Below are 17,670 nucleotides of genomic sequence, written 5' to 3' on the forward strand. Positions count from 1 at the left end.
TTATCCTGACGCGCTTATGCCTCCACCGAGTATGACCATGACTGCATTGCTGACCGCCCGCGACGTCTGCCAGCGCTTGCGCGAGGCTGCGCTGGGCGTGCTGATGTTCAACAGATCCAAGACACCCAGTGATGCCGGACTGATCGCGGTCGATATCGAGGGCTGGCGCCTGTTGCTTGATTTTGAGGGTGGGCACTTGCATCACTGTGAACAGTGCCGCTGCCCGGATGGCCGCGAATGGCAATTCAACAGCCGTTACGGCACCGACCCGGTGAATCTGCTCAGTACCTGGGAACTGGCGCAGATCGAGAATCTGTTGAAGCTCTGAGCGCTTCACGGTGAAGTCGGTTGCTCAATGATGGCACTCTGCCCATAATTCGCCCCCCTTATTCCTCACGCAAGGAAACGCCGTGAAAAAGTCTCTGTTGTTGATCCCGATGCTCGCAGTGCTGCTGCAAGGTTGTGGCATGACCATGACCCGCTATGAGCCGAGCTTCGAAAACGTTCAGAAGCTCAAGCAGACTCCGCCCCTGCAGGCGATCAGCAATCCTCAGGTAACTGCCGAGTCTGGCGAAGGTTCGCTGACTGTGCGGGCCAACCCGGTGCGCTCGCCATCCGGCAGCATCCCGGCGCATATCCAGGACGCGATCACCGAAGAACTGCGCAAGGCCGGTCTGCTTGATCCGCAGGCTCAGCGTCAGTTGAAAGTGCTGGTGGTGAAGAACAACCTGTCGGCCGGCATGGGCACGGGCGAAGGCCAACTCGCGGCACGCTTCACCCTGCTCAATGGCCAGAATGTGGTTTACGACGCGACCAAGCATGTCAGCAGCCAGTGGAGCAGCAGCTTCTTCGGTTTCATTGCGATTCCGAACGCGGTCAACGCCTACAACCCGATGCTGCGTGACTTGCTGAAAGAACTGTACAGCGATCCTCAGTTCATCCAGGCCCTGAAGTAAGGGCGAAAAAAGAGCCGCGATTGCGGCTCTTTTTTTTGGCATCAGGCCCGCGGAGTGCGGGTCTCGAGTGCCGAGTATTTCAGGTTGTTGTTGTCGATCATCTGCTTGAGCAGCGCATTGACCTGACGGGCGAAGGTGTCGTTGACCGCCGCCTTCGGAGTGTTGCCCATCAGCGGAATGAACCAGATGCCGATCCAGGTACCGACCGCATCATGGTTGCTCGCGGTGGTCAGGGCCTGACCCGTTCCGTCCACGGCTTCGAGACTCATGGTGTACTGATCGGTGCCGTATGCCGGGATCACCCCCAGGCTGAAACCACTGATGAAGCCCAGCACCATCGAACCGGCATTCGGCGGATGGTTGTACATTTTCAGACGCAGGCTGTAGTCGCCCGGTTGCTTCTGGAACTCGTCCAGGGTGACACGGCCGAACAGGCCCGAATCACTCAGAATCTTTTGCAGCTCAGGCTTGAGCTGGTCACGCGCCTGCGGCACTTCTACGGCCGAAGCGCTTTTCGGCTCGCCCTGATAGAAGTCGAAGTCCACATAGACATTGGGTTTGTTGGCGTAGCTGGCCATCGATGGCAGTTTGACCGGCGCCACTTCGTCTTTGGTGAAACTGGCACAACCACCGAGCGCAAGCACCAGGCCCAGCGCCAGGATTTTCCCGAATTGCATGTTGTCTTCCCTATGTGAACCGAGCCAAATGATAGCAATGAGCCTCCATTGCGGAGGCGGGGCGGATTCTAGAGAGAGCGCTCGCTTGAGGAAAGACTGAATCAGGAAATTTACACAAAAATATCCGCTCAGCCCTGTCGCAAGTGGAACAGTTAGCTGGCTTCGCCGCTATATAGTTTTGTATATTGCGAAACCGAAATTGCCCGTATCTGCCCATGCCTTCTATTCACACCGTGTTCCCATGAGCGCCATCCGCGTACGCAACGAGCAACTGATCCTCGCCGCCGCCAGCGAAGAGTTCGCCGCCAACGGCTTCGACGCGACCCAGACCCGCGACATCGCCGCCCGTGCCGGCGTGCCCAAGGCCAACCTGTATTACTACTTCCAGACCAAGGAAAACCTGTACTCGAAAGTCCTCCTGGGATTTGTCGAACCGCTGCTGGAAGCCTCGGCAGCGTTGCGCGAAAGCGATGACCCGCTGATCGGCCTGCGCGCCTACATTGCCGCGCGTATCCGCATCGCCCGTGAACACCCGGCGATTGCCAAGGTATTCAGCGGCGAGCTGCTGCTCGGCGGGCGCCAGTTGCCAGACGAATGCCGCGACCTGTTGCACGCCGAAGCCCGACGCAACGTCGAGTGCCTTCGCAGCTGGATCGAACGCGGCCTGCTGGCCCCGGTGGACCCGGAACACCTGATGCTGTTCATCTGGTCGGCGACCCGCACCTACACCAATATTGGCTGGCAGATGGGCTGCATCACCGGACGCGAAGTGCCGCAGGATGAGGATTACGCGACGGCAGCCGAGACCATTACGCGGTTGGTGCTGGAGGGCGTCGTGGCCCCGCGGGTTGGGGAGATTCGTGGGGTTCTGTTTGCGACTTGAAGTGTGAGGGCTGCTACGCAGCCGGCGCGAGCAAGCTCGCTCGCCACAGGGAACTCATGCTGGACATGGGAATTGGTGAACACCTTCAATCATTGTGGGAGCGGGCTTGCCCGCGAAGGCGTCGGGTCAGCAATACATGCTTCACAGGCCCACCGATTTCGCGAGCAAGCTCGCTCCCACAGGGGATTTGTGCTGGACGTGGGAATTGGTGAACACCTTCAATCATTGTGGGAGTGGGCTTGCTCGCGAAGGCGTCGGGTCAGCCAACACATGCTTCACAGACCCACCGTTTTCGCGAGCAAGCCCGCTCCCACAGGGGATTTGTGCTGGGCAAGGAATCTGTGAACACCTTCAATCATTGTGGGAGTGGGCTTGCTCGCGAAGGCGTCGGGTCAGCAATACATGCTTCACAGGCCCACCGATTTCGCGAGCAAGCTCGCTCCCACAGGGGATTTGTGCTGGACGTGGGAATTGGTGAACACCTTCAATCATTGTGGGAGTGGGCTTGCTCGCGAAGGCGTCGGGTCAGCCAACACATGCGTCACAGACCCACCGTTTTCGCGAGCAAGCTCGCTCCCACAGGGGATTTGTGCTGGACATGGGAATTGGTGAACACCTTCAATCATTGTGGGAGCGGGCTTGCTCGCGAAGGCGCCGGGTCAGCCCACACATGCGTCACAGGCCCACCGCTTTCGCGAGCAAGCCCGCTCCCACAGGGGTATGCGCTGGTTTTAGAAAGTGATCTCGGCTGCGGGTTTGACGTCGACCCGGGCCGTGGCGCCGGTCAGGTGCGCCAGATCCTTGTTGTGTTCGGCGATGATGTCTTCGGCGCTCATGGTGCCGTTGTCGAGGGTGGAATGGGCGTCTGCCACAAGCACCACGTCGTAACCCAACTGATGAGCCTTGCGCACGGTGGCGTTGACGCAGTAGTCGGTCTGCAGGCCGCAAATGATCAGGCGTTCGAAGTCTTCGCTGGGCAGCAGTTTGCCCAGCTCGGTCTGATAGAACGAATCCGGGGTGGTTTTGCGTACGCGCAGGTCTTGCTCCGTCGTCAGCAGGCCGTCGGCGAGTTGCCAGCCTTCGGCACTGTAGGCCAAAGGACTGTCCTTTTCTTCATGCTGAATCAGCACCACCGGCACGCCAGCCTTTCGCGCGCGGGTGCTGAGCTGGTTGATGGTGTCGATCACGCGGTGGATGTCGAAGCACTGGTATTGGCCCGAGCAGAGCACCTGTTGGACGTCGATGATCAGCAATGCAGTAGACATGATGAGTCTTCCTTGATCGATCCTTGAAACAGGGGCGGACCTGAGCCCACCCCGTTTTTACGCCTCTTAGTAACCCAGCGACAACCCGGTATTGCGCCGTGGATCGTTGGCCCCGTAGAAACGGTTTTTGCCCACCGGTTTACCGCCCAGCGACGGCGCGCCGACCAGGATCGCGGCGATGTGGTTGGCATCCTGCGGCCCGGCGAACTTGTGGCCCCAGCTCTCGAGGATCTTCTTCGTATCCGGGCTGGCGGCGAAGTCTTCGAGGTTGGTTTCTTCCGGCATCCATTGCTGGTGGAAACGCGGCGCGTCGACCGCTTCCTGCAGGCCCATGCCGTAGTCGATGACGTTGAGCATGGTCAGCAAGGTCGCGGTGATGATCCGACTGCCACCCGGCGTACCAACCACCATCACCACTTTGCCGTCCTTGGTGACGATGGTCGGGCTCATCGACGACAGCGGGGTTTTGCCCGGGGCGATGGCGTTGGCCTCGCCCTGCACCAGACCGTACATGTTCGGCACGCCGACCTTGGAGGTGAAGTCGTCCATCTCGTCGTTGAGGATCACACCGGTCTTGCTCGCCATCACCCCGGCGCCGAACCAGTCGTTGAGGGTGTAAGTCACCGACACCGCGTTGCCCCACTTGTCGACGATCGAATAGTGCGTGGTGTTGTTGCCCTCATGCGGGGCGACGCCGGGTTTCAGTTCGGCGGAGATCCCGGCCTTCTGCGGCTGGATCGCGTTGCGCAGCTTGGTCGCGTAGTTCTTGTCCAGCAGGTGCTCGATCGGGTTCTTCACAAAATCCGGGTCGCCCAGATAGCTGTTGCGATCCACGTAAGCGTGGCGCATCGCTTCGATCTGGTAGTGCATGCCCTGGGCCGAATGGAAGCCCAGATCCTTCATCGGATAGCCTTCGAGAATGTTCATGATCTCGCAGATCACCACCCCGCCGGAGCTTGGCGGTGGTGCCGAAACCACATGGTAGCCACGGTAATCGCACTCCACCGGGGCCAGTTCGCGGGTCTTGTATTTGTCGAGGTCGGCCTGGGTGATGATGCCCTTGTTGGCCTGACTGGACGTGACGATGGCGTCGGCCACCCAGCCTTTATAGAAACCGTCAGCGCCTTTTTCGGAAATGGTGCGCAAGGTTTTCGCCAGATCCTTCTGCACCAGCTTCTGCCCGACCTGCATCGGCTCGCCGTTGTGCAGGAAGATCGAGCCGGAATCACGCATGTCCTTCTTGAACACATCGGTGGCGTAGTCCAACAGATCGACGTCGCCCTGCTCCAGCTCGAAGCCGTCTTCCGCCAGTTTGATCGCCGGGGCGATCATGTCCTTGCGCGGTTTGGTGCCGTACTTGCTCAGCGCCAGCTCCATGCCCGACACGGTGCCCGGCACCGCCACGGCGAGGTGACCACGGGTGCTCAGATCCGGGACGACGTTGCCGTCCTTGTCCAGATACATGTTGGCCGTCGCCGCCAGCGGGGCTTTTTCGCGGAAGTCGAGGAACGTCTTGCGCCCGTCCGCCAGTTGAATGGTCATGAAACCGCCACCGCCGAGGTTACCTGCGGCGGGATAAACCACCGCCAACGCATAGCCCACAGCGACCGCCGCATCTACCGCGTTACCGCCGTTTTTCAACACATCGACACCGACATGCGAGGCCAGGTGTTGAGCGGTGACCACCATGCCGTTTTCGGCGGCAACCGGTGCTACGGAAGCGGCGTGGGCCATGAGGCAGCTCAGTGCCAGTGACGTCGCAATCAGCGTTTTGGCCAAAGGTTCGTACTTCATGAGTCGATCTCTTTTTTGTTTTCGGGTTCTGTGCAGAACAGAGGGGAACGCAGCAAAAGCACCAAGCAGTATGGTCGCTATTGCGATTTGCGCCTCCCCGCTCAGGCAGTATGCTGGGCGCTCTCGCCGTACCGATCCGGAGTTCTGCCCATGTCGTACACGTTCATCACCCTGCCCTCACCGGTCGGCGAATTGAAGCTGGTTGCGAACGGCTCACGACTGGCGGCCATCCTCTGGGAAAACGACAAACCGGGCCGGGTGCGCCTCGGTCCGATGAGCGAAGCGCCGGACAATCCGCTGCTGCAGCGAACCGCGCAGCAGCTTGAGGAATATTTTGCCGGCAAGCGTGATCGCTTCGACCTGGAACTGGATTTTGTCGGCACCGAATTTCAGAAGAAGGTCTGGGCGGCGCTGCTGACCATCCCCTTTGGCGAGACTCGCACCTACAGCCAGATCGCCGAGCAGATCGGCAACCCGACGGCGGTGCGTGCGGTGGGCGCGGCGAACGGGCGCAACCCGATTTCGATTGTGGCGCCGTGTCATCGGGTGATCGGCGCGTCGGGGAAGTTGACCGGGTTTGCGGGTGGGCTTGAGGCCAAGGAGCGGTTGCTGACACTGGAGGGGGGTGACTGGTCTGATGTCGGTAGAACAGGGGACCTGTTTTAACCCCGTAAATGCCATTGGGTGGCGAGGGCGCTTGCTCCCGCTCCAGTGCGCAGCACGGGCAAAAACCTGGGGCCGCTGCGCAGCCCAGCGGGAGCAAGCTCCCTCGCCACAATGGATTGGCGTTGAATCAGCTGTCGAAAAGGTTATTCATCGCCGCGTATTGCAGCAGCATGATGGTCTTGGCGTCGCAGATCTCGCCGCGCTGAAACGCCGCCAGTGCCTCATCGAAGCGCCACTCCAGCACTTCCAGTTCTTCGGTTTCCTCTTCCAGGCCGCCGCCCTCGCTGACCTTCGACTTCGCGTCGTATTCGGCGATAAAAAAGTGCAGCTTCTCGGTCACCGAGCCGGGGCTCATGTAGGCCTCGAAGACCTTCTTCACCTCATGCACGCGGTAACCGGTTTCCTCTTCGGCCTCGTCGCGGATCCGCTGTTCCGGCGCCGCACCTTCCAGCAGCCCCGCCGCCACTTCGATCAACAAGCCGTCGTGGCCGTTGACGAACACCGGCAAGCGAAATTGGCGGGTCAGCACCACCGTGCGCTTTTCGCGGTTGAACAACAGAATCGCCGCGCCATTGCCACGGTCGTAGACTTCGCGAGTCTGCCGCTGCCAGTCACCGTTGTTGCGTAGATAGTCGAAGGTGATTTTCTGCAACAGATACCAGTCGTGGGACAACACCTGAGTATCGACAATGTTGACCCGCTCGGCTGTCTTGGTCATGACGCCTGTTCCTTGTGCCATCGGAAAACGCCCATAGTCGAATAATCGCGCGCACAAAAAAAGCCCGGCAATGCTGTCGGGCCTGTTTACTGGCGTTCAAGGAGGTTGTCAGAGATCGACCAGGTGCCGGTCGATGCGCTTGAGCACGCCTTTGATCAGGTTCATCGCACTGTCGGCGCGAAACGGCAGGTTGAGCGAAGGCTCGCAGATCTCCATTTCCATGATCATCGGCCGACCGTCATAGTCGCGGATCACGTCGACCCGGCCGTAGAGCAACGGCAGCTCAAGCCCGAGCACCTCGGCAGAAGCCACCAGCGCCGATAGCGCCACCGCCTGCTCCTCGGCATCCGCCTCGCGCGGCTGGCGAAACTCGGGGGTTGGCACGTTCACCGTACCGTCCGCCATGAGCATGGCGCCCTTGCGGATGGAATGGCTGAAAGTGTTATCGAAGAAGGTAAGGTCCGTCTCGCCGTAAGTGTCGATGGTGGTGATGTACGGCTGAATGATCACGTGCGAACCGCGCTTTTGCAGCGCGCGAATGTGTGCCAGCGCGGCCTCGGAACCGCCGCGGACAAATCTTTTAACCCCGCGCGAGTACGAGCCGATCGTCGGTTTGACGACAAATTCGTGGCTGTCGGTGTTCGCGTCGAGGAAGTCAGCCAGATAACCCTCGGGAGCGTCGTCGGGCGCCAGGAACACACTCGGAATAATCGGCACGCCGCGCGCAGCGATGTCCTTCAGGTACAGCTTGTTCAAGCCCCACCGGGCCACGGACGGCACGTTCAACAGGCAGGTCAGTGCATGCACCTTGTCGCACCAGGCAAAGAATTCGTCGAGGCTTTCAATGCAGTCCCACGGTGAACGGATCAATACGGCGGTATACGCCGCCCAATCGATTGACGGATCGTCCCAGAAACACACATCGGCGTTGATCGACAGTTGCTTGCAGGCTTCCAGCAATGGCGGCATGTCGTAGTCAATGTGCAGGTTCGGCTTATCGGTGACGAGTGCAAGCTTAATCATGAAGAATCCTTTCTACTGGACAGTTGGAAGCAGAAAAACAGCGACGACTCACCAAGGAATCACGCGGTCCTGATGGCGGTAAGTGCCCGTGGGGCCATCGGCACCGATCAGCGCCAGCGCGACACTGGTCCGCGCGCCTTCCTGCACATCGAGATCACCGGCGCCGTCATTCATGCCGGTTTTGGTGTAACCGGGGTGCACGGCATTAACCTTGACGGGCGTGTCGCGAAGCTCGTAAGCCAGATGAACCGTCCACGAATTCACCCCGCTTTTACTGGCGCTGTAGCCCGGCAAGGATTTGAACATCGGTGAATAGGCGTAGGAATCGACGTCCGTATGGGTGGTGAGCGATGCCAGCAGACTGGATACGTTGACGATGCGCCCGGCCGCAGACTGGCGAATCAGCGGCAGACAATGCTGGGTCACCGCGACCATGCCGAACAGGTTGGTTTCAAACGTCTGGCGCCACTGTTGAAGTGGTTGTTGCGAAGGGTTCAACCCGTAGGATTCGATACGGATCGCCGCGTTATTGATCAGGATATCCAGTCGACCGAACTTCGCCTCCAGCAATTTCACCGCCGAGGCGATGCTGTCTTCATCCGTAACATCCAGCAGGCACGGGAACGCCTTCAGGCCCATGCCGACCAATTCGTCGGCCGCCTGAGCGACAGCCTGATAATTCCTGCCACTGAGCACCACCGTCACGCCCTCGGCGGCCAGTTGTCGCGCCACCTCAAAACCGATGCCACGGTTGGCACCGGTCACCAATGCAACCTTGTCAAAATCGTTCATCGTGCAACTCCAGACAACGCTCCGCCCTGCCCGCAGGAAGGACGGAACCAATACGATTCATGAAATGTTCCAGCAGCGGCCCGAACGCCCGCAGATCGGTCAGAAAGGCGTCGTGGCCGTCCGGGCAATCGAGCCGGACAAAGGTCACCTCGGCACCATCCTGCTCGAGCCCTTGAGCGATGTGCTGCTGTTGCGCAACAGGAAACAGCGTGTCGCTCTCGACGCCGACCACCAGAACCTGCTCCAGCCCGGCAGTCTGAAAACCGCCCTGCGGCGGCGTCAGACAGGCATAAAGATCAATTGCGCGGCTTAGCTGCAGATAACTGTTGGGGTCGAAATCCCGTGCGAATCGCCAGGCATTGGCCTGCAGATAATCCTCGACTTCAAAGTCGTGGATCATGCCGGCGGATTTCCCCGCCGCCTGATCGCTGCGGCTGAAACGGCGATTCAATTGCGCGCCGGAGCGATAACTCAACAGACCGATCTTGCGAGCCAGCGTCATGCCATGGATCGGGCGCGCATCCGGCGAATACTCGCCACCGGCCCACAGCGGATCACTGCGGATGGCTTCCCGCTGCAATGAACGCAAGGCCGTGGACACGGGAAGCGAACTCGCCGCGCCGCACAGGTTGATGTGATGCCGGACAAACCCCGGATGCCGGGTCAACAGGGCCAGCGCACACATGCCACCCATCGAAGCGCCGATCAGGCAGGTCACTTGCGCCATGCCCAGCGCTTTCACGGCCATGACGATCGTATCGACGATGTCTTCGATGCTCAGCTCGGGAAAGCGCGACTGGTAAGGCCTGCCACTCGCCCGCTCGGTGGACAGCGGCCCCGTCGAGCCCTTGCAACCCCCCAGATAGTTGAAACAGATCACATACCAGCGGTCTGTATCGATCGGCTTGCCTGAACCGGCAAAGTCCTCCCACCAGCCCGCCTCAGGATCGCGGGCGACACTGCAGACGTGGCTGTTGGCGGACATGCCGGGCAACACCAGGACGATGTTGTCGCGACGATCATTCAGTTGCCCGAACGTCTCATACGTCAGCCTGAAAGCTTCCAGTACACCTCCACGATGCATTGGAAACGGGCGCGCGAACTCGATGTAATCTGCTGCCGGAAGAGTTTCCACCATGATGCTAATCCCTTAGAGCGCCTGCTTCGCCAAGTAACCGGTTGCCTGTTACGGCTCGAGCGACTGCAACCAGTCATCGTCGGAACCTTCGGCGATGCCGTCCATCAGGAACGTCGAGAGATAACGTTCACCGGTATCCGGCAACATGGCCAGCAGCACCGAACCGGCCGCTGCGGTCTCGGCAACCTTCAACGCTGCGGCGACCGAAGCGCCCGAAGAAATGCCGACGAAGATCCCCTCCTCCCTGGCCAGGCGCTGCGAAGTGTCGCGCGCCTCGTACTCGTTCACGGTCAGGACTTTATCGATGACGGTCTTGTCCATGATGGTCGGCGTGAAGTTGGGCGCGAGGCCCTGAATCTGGTGCACGCCCCAGGTGCCGCCCGACAGCAACGCAGCATTTTCCGGTTCTGCGGCAACGATCTGCACCGCAGGTCGCGCGACTCGCAGCATCTGGCCAACGCCGGTCAGTGTGCCGCTGGTGCCGAAACCGGTGACAAAGTAGTCCAGGCGTTTACCGGCGAAATCACCGAGGATTTCGGTGGCGGTGGTTTCGCGGTGATAGGAAGGGTTGGCCGGGTTATCGAATTGTCGCGATCTGAACCAGCCAAACTTCTGCGCCAGTTCATCGGCAATCTGGTTACCGCCGCTGCTGCCCAGATGAGCAGGAAACAGCAGAACCTTGCCGCCATAGGCACGAATCAGCTTGCGCCGTTCGATTGAGTAACTGTCGGACATGATCGCCACGAAGTTATAGCCGCGTGCCGCGGCAACCATCGCCAACGCAATGCCGACGTTGCCGGAGGTGCATTCGGCGATCGTATCGCCAGGCTTCAACAGGCCTCTGGCTTCGGCGTCGAGTACCACCGCCAGCGCCAGCCGGTCCTTGACCGAACCGCCGGGGTTGAACGACTCGACCTTCACATAAATGCTGACGTGTTCCGGGGCGAGCCTTTGCAGCTTGACGATTGGCGTACGGCCGATCGTGTCCAGAATGCTTTCATACAACGGCATGAGCGAGTTCTCCATCAAATACGAATTCAGCAGGGCCGGAGAGGTACATCGCGGACAAGTCACTCTCCCATGTCACTTCAAGGGTTCCGCCGGGCAGTTCGACATCGACCGAGCGGTCGACCCGCCCGGCCCGCGCCAGCACCGCGACCGCCGCGCAGGCACCGCTGCCGCAGGCCAGCGTCTCGCCTGCGCCGAATTCGTAGACCTTGAGTTTTATCCTGTTGCGCGATTGCAGCTGTACAAACCCGACGTTGACGTCAGGGGAGAAATACCCGGAGTTTTGCAGGGCGCTGCCGACAGCTGGAATCTCATACTGATCACGTTCGGCTTCGATCACCGCATGCGGGTTGCCCATCGATACCGCCGAACACGCCAGGTGTTGCCCGGCGAGTTCGAGTTGATAAGCCGACTGCGCCTGGTCGAAGCCGAACACCGGGATGGCGGCGGGCGAGAAATTCGGTGCGCCCATGCTGATCTGATAGTTGCCGTCCTCCATGACCCGGACCCGGTGGGTACCGGAGGGACTGTCGAGGGTGAACTCGGACGCCTCCGTCAGGCCTGCCCGAACCAGCCATGCGGCGACACACCGCGCGCCGTTGCCGCATTGCCGGGAGGACTCGCCCTGCGCCGTCCAGATATCGAACGAGGCCACGGACGATGGATTGCGCGCAGCCTTGACGCCAAGAACCATATCGGCGCCGATACCTTTATGGCGGTTAGCCAGGTACTTGCACAATTCGCGCGACGGATCCTGCGCATCACGCAGATCGAGAATGATCATGTCATTGCCCGCACCGTGCATCTTGCTGAAACGCAGCCGGGCAGCAGCAGGCGGCTTATGCATGGCACACACTCGCCTCAAGACACGCTTTGGACAGGAGCGGGTCAACGATATCGATGATGCACTGGGTCGCACGCTGTGCCGTCGCCGCATCGCAGGAGGCGTTGAACTCGGCGATTTCCAGGCCGACGATCTGCTCCAGCGGAATTGCTCCCAGGATCGCCGCGAGCTGTTGCGGCAGCAGACCGTCAGGCACTGCGTAGTCGGCGGGCACGTAGCCAGGCTCAAGAGAGTCCCAATCGATGTGCACCCAGACCTTCGATTGGCCGATCGCGCTGCGCACCGCTTCGGCGGTGGCCTGCTGCGGAGAAAGCGTGCGCACATTATTGGCGCTCAGCAGACGCTGCTCTTGCCCGTCGATGTCACGCGCGCCGACCAGAATGACGTTCTCTGCACGCACGCCGGCGCCACAGCCGCTGTCCCAGAGGCCACATAATGCCGACACCACCATCCCGCCCAGGTAGCCCGTGTCAGTGGTCGTCGGAATATTGAAGTCACCATGGGCATCGACCCACACCAGACAAAGGTCCGGGTAATGTCTGGCAACCGCAGGTACGCTGCCCAGGCTGGCCGGGCAGGTGCCGTTGATGACCACTGTGAGTTGCTGCTCCTCTACCGCACAGGCCACGGCGCGATGCAGCGAATCGATCTGCTCACGTCCTGCCGGCAGACTGACTGTCCAGTCATCGGCCGCCGGCTCGCAGCTGCCGTCACCGATATACAGCGGCGCTACACCGTACTTTGCTTCAAGTGCCGACGCGGCCTTCAACGCACCGATACGGGTAAATGCCGTGCGGTCTGCCACTCTGCCGTTGGATACAATCAACTTGAACATCAGGCTTCCTCTTTATTTTCATGGCTGGAATGTTTGAACGGGCAAACATCCGTGCGCTCTGCATTTTCTTCAATCAAACCGTATTGCCACCACTCTTTGGCGTCAGAGCCGAAGCCGCCCAATTGCAAGGCGTGGGGCACCGAATCATATTTAAGGATGCGTTTGCGTATATTGGCGCGAACATTACGTCCGCCCACGGTATCGCCGGCAAATACATCGAAGCGTTCACGCGGATTAATCACCAGCGCAAATCTCGACCCGAGGTTTCTGCTCTTGCGAAGTTTGTGTGCGGGAGAACTCATATTCACAAACAGTTGCATTCCCGCGAAGCACATCGACCAGAACGGTGACTCCGGGTCGACATCGACGCTGTCCGGCCACGGGCTTTCATCCAGCCAGTGCAGGCTCTGCAGCACGCCCCACCCGGCGGCCTGATACTCCTGCGCGGTACTCGCCGATATCGCATCGGTTGAAAAGAACACGATGAGCGGATAAGCGTCCTCGATTGAACCACTCCATGTTCTGGAAAGCGTTACATACTCTTTTAACCCTTCAGCCAGTTTCGCCAGCCCTTGAGCATCCAAAGTGTCGACAAATACAAACTTGATCGAAGACTTCTTGAATGCATTCTTGGAAAAGATGCAGGGAAAGTCGGACCCTGCTCCAAGTCGCTCTTCCAGTGCATTCAAGGCCTCTTTTTCCCAACCGGCCCCACGATGATTAATCTCATCCTGAGAAAGCATGACCCGATAAGAAACCTGCGCATCAAAGTTCCGCATACTCATTCCTTTATGCTGCACAACTTAGAGAGATGGCCGAGTGTGGCATCCAGCCGTCTGGCACTTTGCGCTGTCACACCTGCCACGAACTTACGTCAGGCATGACAACTTGCTTACTTGATCTGCGTCTGGAATCAGAAGACCGGCCACAGGTCCCGGGCGTTATTCGCCACTCGACGAACGCTCAGGTTGTTGACTGACCTGCTGCTGATGAATCGATGAATCCGCGCCATGGCGTCTTCGATGTCCGGCAATGCCGGCAACGTGACCACGCGGAAATGGTCGGGCGCGGGCCAGTTGAACGCGGTTCCCTGGACCACCAGCAGCTTTTCCGACATCAACAGTTCGAGGACAAACTTTTCGTCATCCTTGATCGGGCAAATTTTCGGATCGATCCTTGGAAATGCGTACAGCGCGCCCATCGGCTTGACGCAACTGACGCCAGGAATAGCGTTGAGCAGTTCATGCACCCGGTTGCGCTGTTCGAGCAGGCGCCCCTGAGGCAAGACCAGATCATTGATACTCTGGTAACCCCCCAGCGCGGTCTGGATCGCATGCTGGGCCGGAACGTTGGCGCACAGGCGCATGTTCGCCAGCATGTCGATGCCTTCGATGTAGCCGGCGGCATGCTGCTTCGGCCCGGAAATCACCAGCCAGCCGGAGCGGAACCCGGCCACCCGGTACGACTTGGACAACCCGTTGAAGGTCAGGCACAGCAGGTCCGGCGCCAGCGAGGCGGTGCTGATGTGCACAGCTTCGTCGTAGAGAATCTTGTCGTAGATCTCGTCGGAGAACACCACCAGATTGTGCTGGCGCGCGATCTCCAGCATTCCCAGCAGCACGTCTCGCGGATACACCGCACCGGTGGGATTGTTGGGGTTGATGATCACCAGCGCTCGGGTGTTGGGGGTGATTTTGGCCCGTATGTCATCGAGGTCCGGCCACCAGTCCTGATGCTCGTCGCACATGTAGTGCACCGCATTGCCCCCGGCAAGACTCACCGCGGCGGTCCACAACGGATAATCCGGAGCAGGCACCAGCACTTCGTCGCGGTTGTTCAGCAGCGCCTGCAGTGACATCACAATGAGCTCGGAGACGCCATTGCCCAGGTAGATATCGTCGACGCCGACGCCCTCGATCTGCTTCTGCTGACAGTACTGCATGACGGCCTTGCGGGCGCTGAACAAGCCTTTGGAGTCACTGTAACCTTGCGCCGTCGGCAAATTACGGATCACATCCTGGAGTATCTCGTCGGGCGCCTCGAAACCGAAGGGCGCGGGATTGCCGATATTCAACTTGAGAATGCGCTGGCCGTCCTCCTCCATCTTTCTGGCCTGCTCCAGTGCCGGGCCACGAATGTCATAACACACACTGTTCAACTTCAGCGATTTCAGATACTGCACGACTACACATCCTTGTTTTTTTTATCAGGGTCGCAGCAACAGCAAACTCAGGTCCGAGAGACTGCCTTCAACTGTTCTTCCGGGGACTTCGACAGTGCCCGCGACATATTCAGGAAAACGAACAACACGACAATCGGAATGGCGATAAACAGTGCCAGGCCACGAACGCCCAGTTCGGAAAAGGAACTGACCAGCAAACCGTAACCGGCCCCCGCCGCCATCTGGAAAAAGAAAAACTGCCCGGAGGAGATACCGATATCGCGACTGACACTCTTCAATAGCCCGGCCTGAGTCGCGGGAATCACCATCCCGACCGACAACAGAATGAACACCATCGGAATCAGCAGCGCCGGCAGCACACTGCCAAACATCGAAAGCAGAATGCCCAGCAACATGCACCCGGCCATGCCTACCCTGCTTCCAAGCAGCAGGATCTCGTTCAACGCCCACCTGGCGCTCAATGCTCGCGCCAACGTACTGCCAATCACATAACCGACGGCGCACAGGGAGATCACCGCACCGTAACCCAGGCTGGACATGCCCAGTTCCGTCTGCAACGCATAAGTCGAACAGGACAGGAACACGAAGTAACTCATCCACACCAGACTGATGCCGGCGGCATAAGCCAGATAATCCGCATTTTTGAAGTTGGCGGCATAAACGGCAATGATGCTGCGCCCCGTCGAATCCGATGCCCCCGGGGAGGTGTCGACCTGCCAGAAAAGCACCAATGCCGCGAGATTGAACATCCCCACGCCGCCCATCATCCAGCGCCATCCCAGCGAAGGTAACAGCATGCCGCCGAGCAACGGTGCGATACACGGCGTGAGCGCTATCGCCGAGGCAAGGGTGGTGAGAATTCGCAGGCGTTTGCTTTCCGGATAATCGGATTTCACGATCAGCCTGGTGGTTACGGTCCCTACACACCCTCCGAGGGCCTGCATGAAACGCGCAACCGCAAACAGGTAAAAGGAGTCCGAGAACGCTGCAAGCAGGCACCCGGCAGCACAAATCAGCAACCCCGAAATCTGTACGCGACGGGCTCCGATACGATCGGCAAGAATCCCCGCCAATACCACGGACAACGCATACCCGATCATGTAAACAACAAACGTTTCCTGAATCGCCTCATGGGGGACTCGAAACTCTTCCGCCAGTTTTGCAACGGTGGGCGTCATCAGACCGAGTCCAAGCTGCGGCACGATTACGGCCGACAACAACGCTGCAGGTAACAGGATTCCGGGGCGGCTGGATTTCACGCAGAAAGCTCCTTGAGGTATTGATCAGTCGTCAGCAAATGCGGCAGAACCCGGTCGATCTGACGTGTGATCATGGCCAGTGAACTGGTGTAGTAATGGTTACCGGCAGCCAGTTGGCCCAAGGCATAAATAGCGTCGCTAGCCTTGCCACTGCGGTCGATGACCTTGTGCGAGCCGAATGACACGTGCAGGCCACCAAACGGATGGTGCTGAGCGACGCCATTGTTGACCATCGAAGACACCAGCTCGGTACCGGTCTGCCCGACACCACCGGTTTCAGATCGCGTGGCGTTGATGACCCAGTCGGCATGACAGGCGCCTGCCTGGTAATTCAGGACGAAACCGCCTCCGGGACTCAGTTCCACGCCCTTCAGGCCAGGACGAATCACGAGGTGCCCGGATTCGAGCATGTTGCGCAACTTGTTGGCCGTTGCCGGAGGCATCGGGTTGCACAGGCTCATGAAAATCGAGTGATAGTTGGCCATGTAATAACTGCGATCGCCCGCACTCAGGCTGTCCCAGGCCAGCTCGACGTAGTCGTTGGCAATATCAATCAGGATGGACAGCCACTTTTCGCCACGGGCCGATGCTTGAAGATGGCGCTCCAGCCGCTCGAACGGCAGTTGACCTGGCGCCAGTTCAGCCTTGAGCTTCTCCAGATCCACGCCTTGGGCTGTCAGTTCGAAGGTGATCAGGCCAAGCCATTTCGACCAGGAGATCATCCCCGCTTCATCACGCAGCTCTTCGATGCGTTCGCGGGTGATGACCTTGTAAGTGAAGTCGTGATGCGGCATGCGCACCGCTGGCAGCAGCGCATTGCGCGACAGCATGACGATCTTGCCGCGGTGTCCCTGGGCATTCAGGGCCAGGACTGCATCCACAGCAGAGAGGCTGGAACCAATGATCGCCACCTGATCGTCGCCGCCAATCGCGGAAAACTTGGTCCACATCGGATACGGATTGCCGATGTAGTTCTGGGAGCAGGCCAACGAGAAGATATCCGCCGGTTCAGCGGTACCGATGCATAGAATCACCCGATCAAATACTTGTTGCGGCCCGTTTTCGACACCGACGACCGCTTTGTCATCGTGCATTGTCAGGCTGGTGACCTTTTGCCCGATCACCCGAATCGGCCGCTTGAGGTCGCGCGCCAGCGCCACTTGCTCGGCAAAACAATCGGACAGGTACTCACCAAAATAGTGACGGGGCAAGAAATCAAGTTGCGCCAGTGCACTTCCATATTTATGAGTGACCCATCCTACAAAGTGCCGGGGATCGTCACTTTTCACGGACATGAATCGGGCCTGGCGATTAATCAATCCATAATCACCATCGTTTTGATAAGCGCGACCTGGACCGATTTTCTTGTCAGGCTCATAGAGGGTAATTGCAACATCCATATTTTTCAGCTTAACGTCGCGCTGCAACGCATCAATTACACTAATCGCTGTTGCACCCCCTCCGACTATCGCAATCTTTAGTTGCGGCTCGCGATGATTAGTCTTATTGAGTGTTGACAGTTTTTCAAAAGCAGTCATTGCCGACGATATCCCTATACCAATCCAGTTTCTCTTGACCCCAATGACTCGCGCGCCACCCCTCAACGCGTTAGCTTGAGCGGCGTTGAGCG

17 protein-coding genes and 1 pseudogene are annotated in these 17,670 nt (G+C 59.2%); 4 read left to right on the forward strand and 14 right to left on the reverse strand.

Annotated features, from left to right (window positions below; all coding sequences use genetic code 11):
• Window positions 1-37 precede the first annotated feature (37 nt).
• Both M0808_RS17415 and M0808_RS17420 read left to right on the forward strand, forming a co-directional pair.
• Window positions 38-328 carry a hypothetical protein gene (locus tag M0808_RS17415; RefSeq protein ID WP_027614703.1) on the forward strand — a complete coding sequence of 97 codons (291 nt, stop codon included), beginning with the start codon at window positions 38-40 and terminating at the stop codon, window positions 326-328.
• Window positions 329-410: 82 nt separating this feature from the next.
• Window positions 411-956, forward strand: a complete 546-nt coding sequence (locus tag M0808_RS17420) for a hypothetical protein (protein ID WP_027614702.1) — start codon at window positions 411-413, stop codon at window positions 954-956.
• 41 nt (window positions 957-997) lie between these two features.
• Here M0808_RS17420 and M0808_RS17425 read toward each other — a convergent pair whose 3' ends face one another.
• Complete coding sequence (locus M0808_RS17425; RefSeq protein WP_150369646.1) at window positions 998-1,633, reverse strand: hypothetical protein; 636 nt, start codon at window positions 1,631-1,633, stop codon at window positions 998-1,000.
• 241 nt (window positions 1,634-1,874) lie between these two features.
• Here M0808_RS17425 and M0808_RS17430 point away from each other — a divergent pair, with 241 nt between their 5' ends.
• Window positions 1,875-2,516: a TetR/AcrR family transcriptional regulator gene (locus tag M0808_RS17430; protein ID WP_247842007.1), complete on the forward strand. Its 642-nt coding sequence runs from the start codon at window positions 1,875-1,877 to the stop codon at window positions 2,514-2,516.
• Window positions 2,517-3,247: 731 nt separating this feature from the next.
• On the opposite strand, the gene M0808_RS17435 is transcribed toward M0808_RS17430, so the two are convergent.
• Both M0808_RS17435 and ggt read right to left on the reverse strand, forming a co-directional pair.
• On the reverse strand, window positions 3,248-3,781 hold the full coding sequence (locus M0808_RS17435; RefSeq protein ID WP_247842008.1) for a cysteine hydrolase family protein: 534 nt from the start codon (window positions 3,779-3,781) through the stop codon (window positions 3,248-3,250).
• Between the two features lie 66 nt (window positions 3,782-3,847).
• The gene (gene ggt / locus M0808_RS17440; RefSeq protein WP_027614698.1) at window positions 3,848-5,575 is read right to left on the reverse strand and encodes a gamma-glutamyltransferase; all 1,728 of its coding nucleotides are present in this window, start codon (window positions 5,573-5,575) and stop codon (window positions 3,848-3,850) included.
• Window positions 5,576-5,725: 150 nt separating this feature from the next.
• Between ggt and M0808_RS17445 the strand changes: the two genes are divergently transcribed.
• Window positions 5,726-6,241, forward strand: coding sequence for a methylated-DNA--[protein]-cysteine S-methyltransferase (locus M0808_RS17445; protein WP_098968173.1), 516 nt, complete (start codon window positions 5,726-5,728; stop codon window positions 6,239-6,241).
• 127 nt (window positions 6,242-6,368) lie between these two features.
• Here the strand turns inward: M0808_RS17445 and M0808_RS17450 are convergent, their stop codons facing one another.
• The 11 genes and pseudogenes from M0808_RS17450 to M0808_RS17500 all read right to left on the reverse strand — a co-directional run bounded on the left by M0808_RS17450 (window position 6,369) and on the right by M0808_RS17500 (window position 17,578).
• Entirely contained in the window at window positions 6,369-6,959 is a 591-nt protein-coding gene (locus M0808_RS17450; protein ID WP_096795624.1) for an NUDIX domain-containing protein, read from the reverse strand.
• A gap of 108 nt (window positions 6,960-7,067) precedes the next feature.
• On the reverse strand, window positions 7,068-7,982 hold the full coding sequence (locus M0808_RS17455; RefSeq protein ID WP_098968172.1) for a hypothetical protein: 915 nt from the start codon (window positions 7,980-7,982) through the stop codon (window positions 7,068-7,070).
• A gap of 48 nt (window positions 7,983-8,030) precedes the next feature.
• Entirely contained in the window at window positions 8,031-8,774 is a 744-nt protein-coding gene (locus M0808_RS17460; RefSeq protein ID WP_027614694.1) for an SDR family oxidoreductase, read from the reverse strand.
• Window positions 8,761-9,912 carry a homoserine O-acetyltransferase gene (locus M0808_RS17465; protein WP_247842009.1) on the reverse strand — a complete coding sequence of 384 codons (1,152 nt, stop codon included), beginning with the start codon at window positions 9,910-9,912 and terminating at the stop codon, window positions 8,761-8,763. Before M0808_RS17465 ends, M0808_RS17460 begins: the two co-directional genes overlap by 14 nt.
• Before the next feature lie 48 nt (window positions 9,913-9,960).
• Window positions 9,961-10,923, reverse strand: a complete 963-nt coding sequence (gene cysK, locus M0808_RS17470) for a cysteine synthase A (protein WP_027614693.1) — start codon at window positions 10,921-10,923, stop codon at window positions 9,961-9,963.
• Window positions 10,910-11,767, reverse strand: coding sequence for a diaminopimelate epimerase (gene dapF, locus M0808_RS17475; RefSeq protein WP_167797070.1), 858 nt, complete (start codon window positions 11,765-11,767; stop codon window positions 10,910-10,912). The genes cysK and dapF overlap by 14 nt, the downstream gene beginning before the upstream one ends.
• Window positions 11,760-12,599: an arginase family protein gene (locus tag M0808_RS17480; RefSeq protein ID WP_049827968.1), complete on the reverse strand. Its 840-nt coding sequence runs from the start codon at window positions 12,597-12,599 to the stop codon at window positions 11,760-11,762. The genes dapF and M0808_RS17480 overlap by 8 nt, the downstream gene beginning before the upstream one ends.
• Window positions 12,599-13,378, reverse strand: a complete 780-nt coding sequence (locus tag M0808_RS17485) for a YqcI/YcgG family protein (protein WP_247842010.1) — start codon at window positions 13,376-13,378, stop codon at window positions 12,599-12,601. The genes M0808_RS17480 and M0808_RS17485 overlap by 1 nt, the downstream gene beginning before the upstream one ends.
• A gap of 209 nt (window positions 13,379-13,587) precedes the next feature.
• Window positions 13,588-14,781: pseudogene (locus M0808_RS17490) on the reverse strand (pyridoxal phosphate-dependent aminotransferase); the annotation flags it as partial.
• A 47-nt stretch (window positions 14,782-14,828) separates the two neighbouring features.
• Entirely contained in the window at window positions 14,829-16,040 is a 1,212-nt protein-coding gene (locus M0808_RS17495) for an MFS transporter (protein WP_247842012.1), read from the reverse strand.
• On the reverse strand, window positions 16,037-17,578 hold the full coding sequence (locus M0808_RS17500) for an FAD/NAD(P)-binding protein (RefSeq protein ID WP_081730309.1): 1,542 nt from the start codon (window positions 17,576-17,578) through the stop codon (window positions 16,037-16,039). The genes M0808_RS17495 and M0808_RS17500 overlap by 4 nt, the downstream gene beginning before the upstream one ends.
• Between the last annotated feature and the right edge of the window lie 92 nt (window positions 17,579-17,670).

This window comes from Pseudomonas sp. MWU12-3103b (genome assembly GCF_023100615.1).
In the GTDB taxonomy this organism is placed as follows: domain Bacteria; phylum Pseudomonadota; class Gammaproteobacteria; order Pseudomonadales; family Pseudomonadaceae; genus Aquipseudomonas; species Aquipseudomonas putida_A.

Bases quoted from the DNA above. Each gene is read 5' to 3' on its own strand.
- M0808_RS17425 (WP_150369646.1), bottom strand. From the start codon at position 1,633: ATGCAATTCGGGAAAATCCTGGCGCTGGGCCTGGTGCTTGCGCTCGGT.
- M0808_RS17455 (WP_098968172.1), bottom strand. From the start codon at position 7,982: ATGATTAAGCTTGCACTCGTCACCGATAAGCCGAACCTGCACATTGAC.
- M0808_RS17485 (WP_247842010.1), bottom strand. From the start codon at position 13,378: ATGCGGAACTTTGATGCGCAGGTTTCTTATCGGGTCATGCTTTCTCAG.
- cysK (WP_027614693.1), bottom strand. From the start codon at position 10,923: ATGCCGTTGTATGAAAGCATTCTGGACACGATCGGCCGTACGCCAATC.
- M0808_RS17460 (WP_027614694.1), bottom strand. From the start codon at position 8,774: ATGAACGATTTTGACAAGGTTGCATTGGTGACCGGTGCCAACCGTGGC.
- M0808_RS17480 (WP_049827968.1), bottom strand. From the start codon at position 12,599: ATGTTCAAGTTGATTGTATCCAACGGCAGAGTGGCAGACCGCACGGCA.
- M0808_RS17465 (WP_247842009.1), bottom strand. From the start codon at position 9,912: ATGGTGGAAACTCTTCCGGCAGCAGATTACATCGAGTTCGCGCGCCCG.
- M0808_RS17435 (WP_247842008.1), bottom strand. From the start codon at position 3,781: ATGTCTACTGCATTGCTGATCATCGACGTCCAACAGGTGCTCTGCTCG.
- M0808_RS17450 (WP_096795624.1), bottom strand. From the start codon at position 6,959: ATGACCAAGACAGCCGAGCGGGTCAACATTGTCGATACTCAGGTGTTG.
- ggt (WP_027614698.1), bottom strand. From the start codon at position 5,575: ATGAAGTACGAACCTTTGGCCAAAACGCTGATTGCGACGTCACTGGCA.
- M0808_RS17500 (WP_081730309.1), bottom strand. From the start codon at position 17,578: ATGACTGCTTTTGAAAAACTGTCAACACTCAATAAGACTAATCATCGC.
- M0808_RS17430 (WP_247842007.1), top strand. From the start codon at position 1,875: ATGAGCGCCATCCGCGTACGCAACGAGCAACTGATCCTCGCCGCCGCC.
- M0808_RS17445 (WP_098968173.1), top strand. From the start codon at position 5,726: ATGTCGTACACGTTCATCACCCTGCCCTCACCGGTCGGCGAATTGAAG.
- dapF (WP_167797070.1), bottom strand. From the start codon at position 11,767: ATGCATAAGCCGCCTGCTGCTGCCCGGCTGCGTTTCAGCAAGATGCAC.
- M0808_RS17415 (WP_027614703.1), top strand. From the start codon at position 38: ATGACTGCATTGCTGACCGCCCGCGACGTCTGCCAGCGCTTGCGCGAG.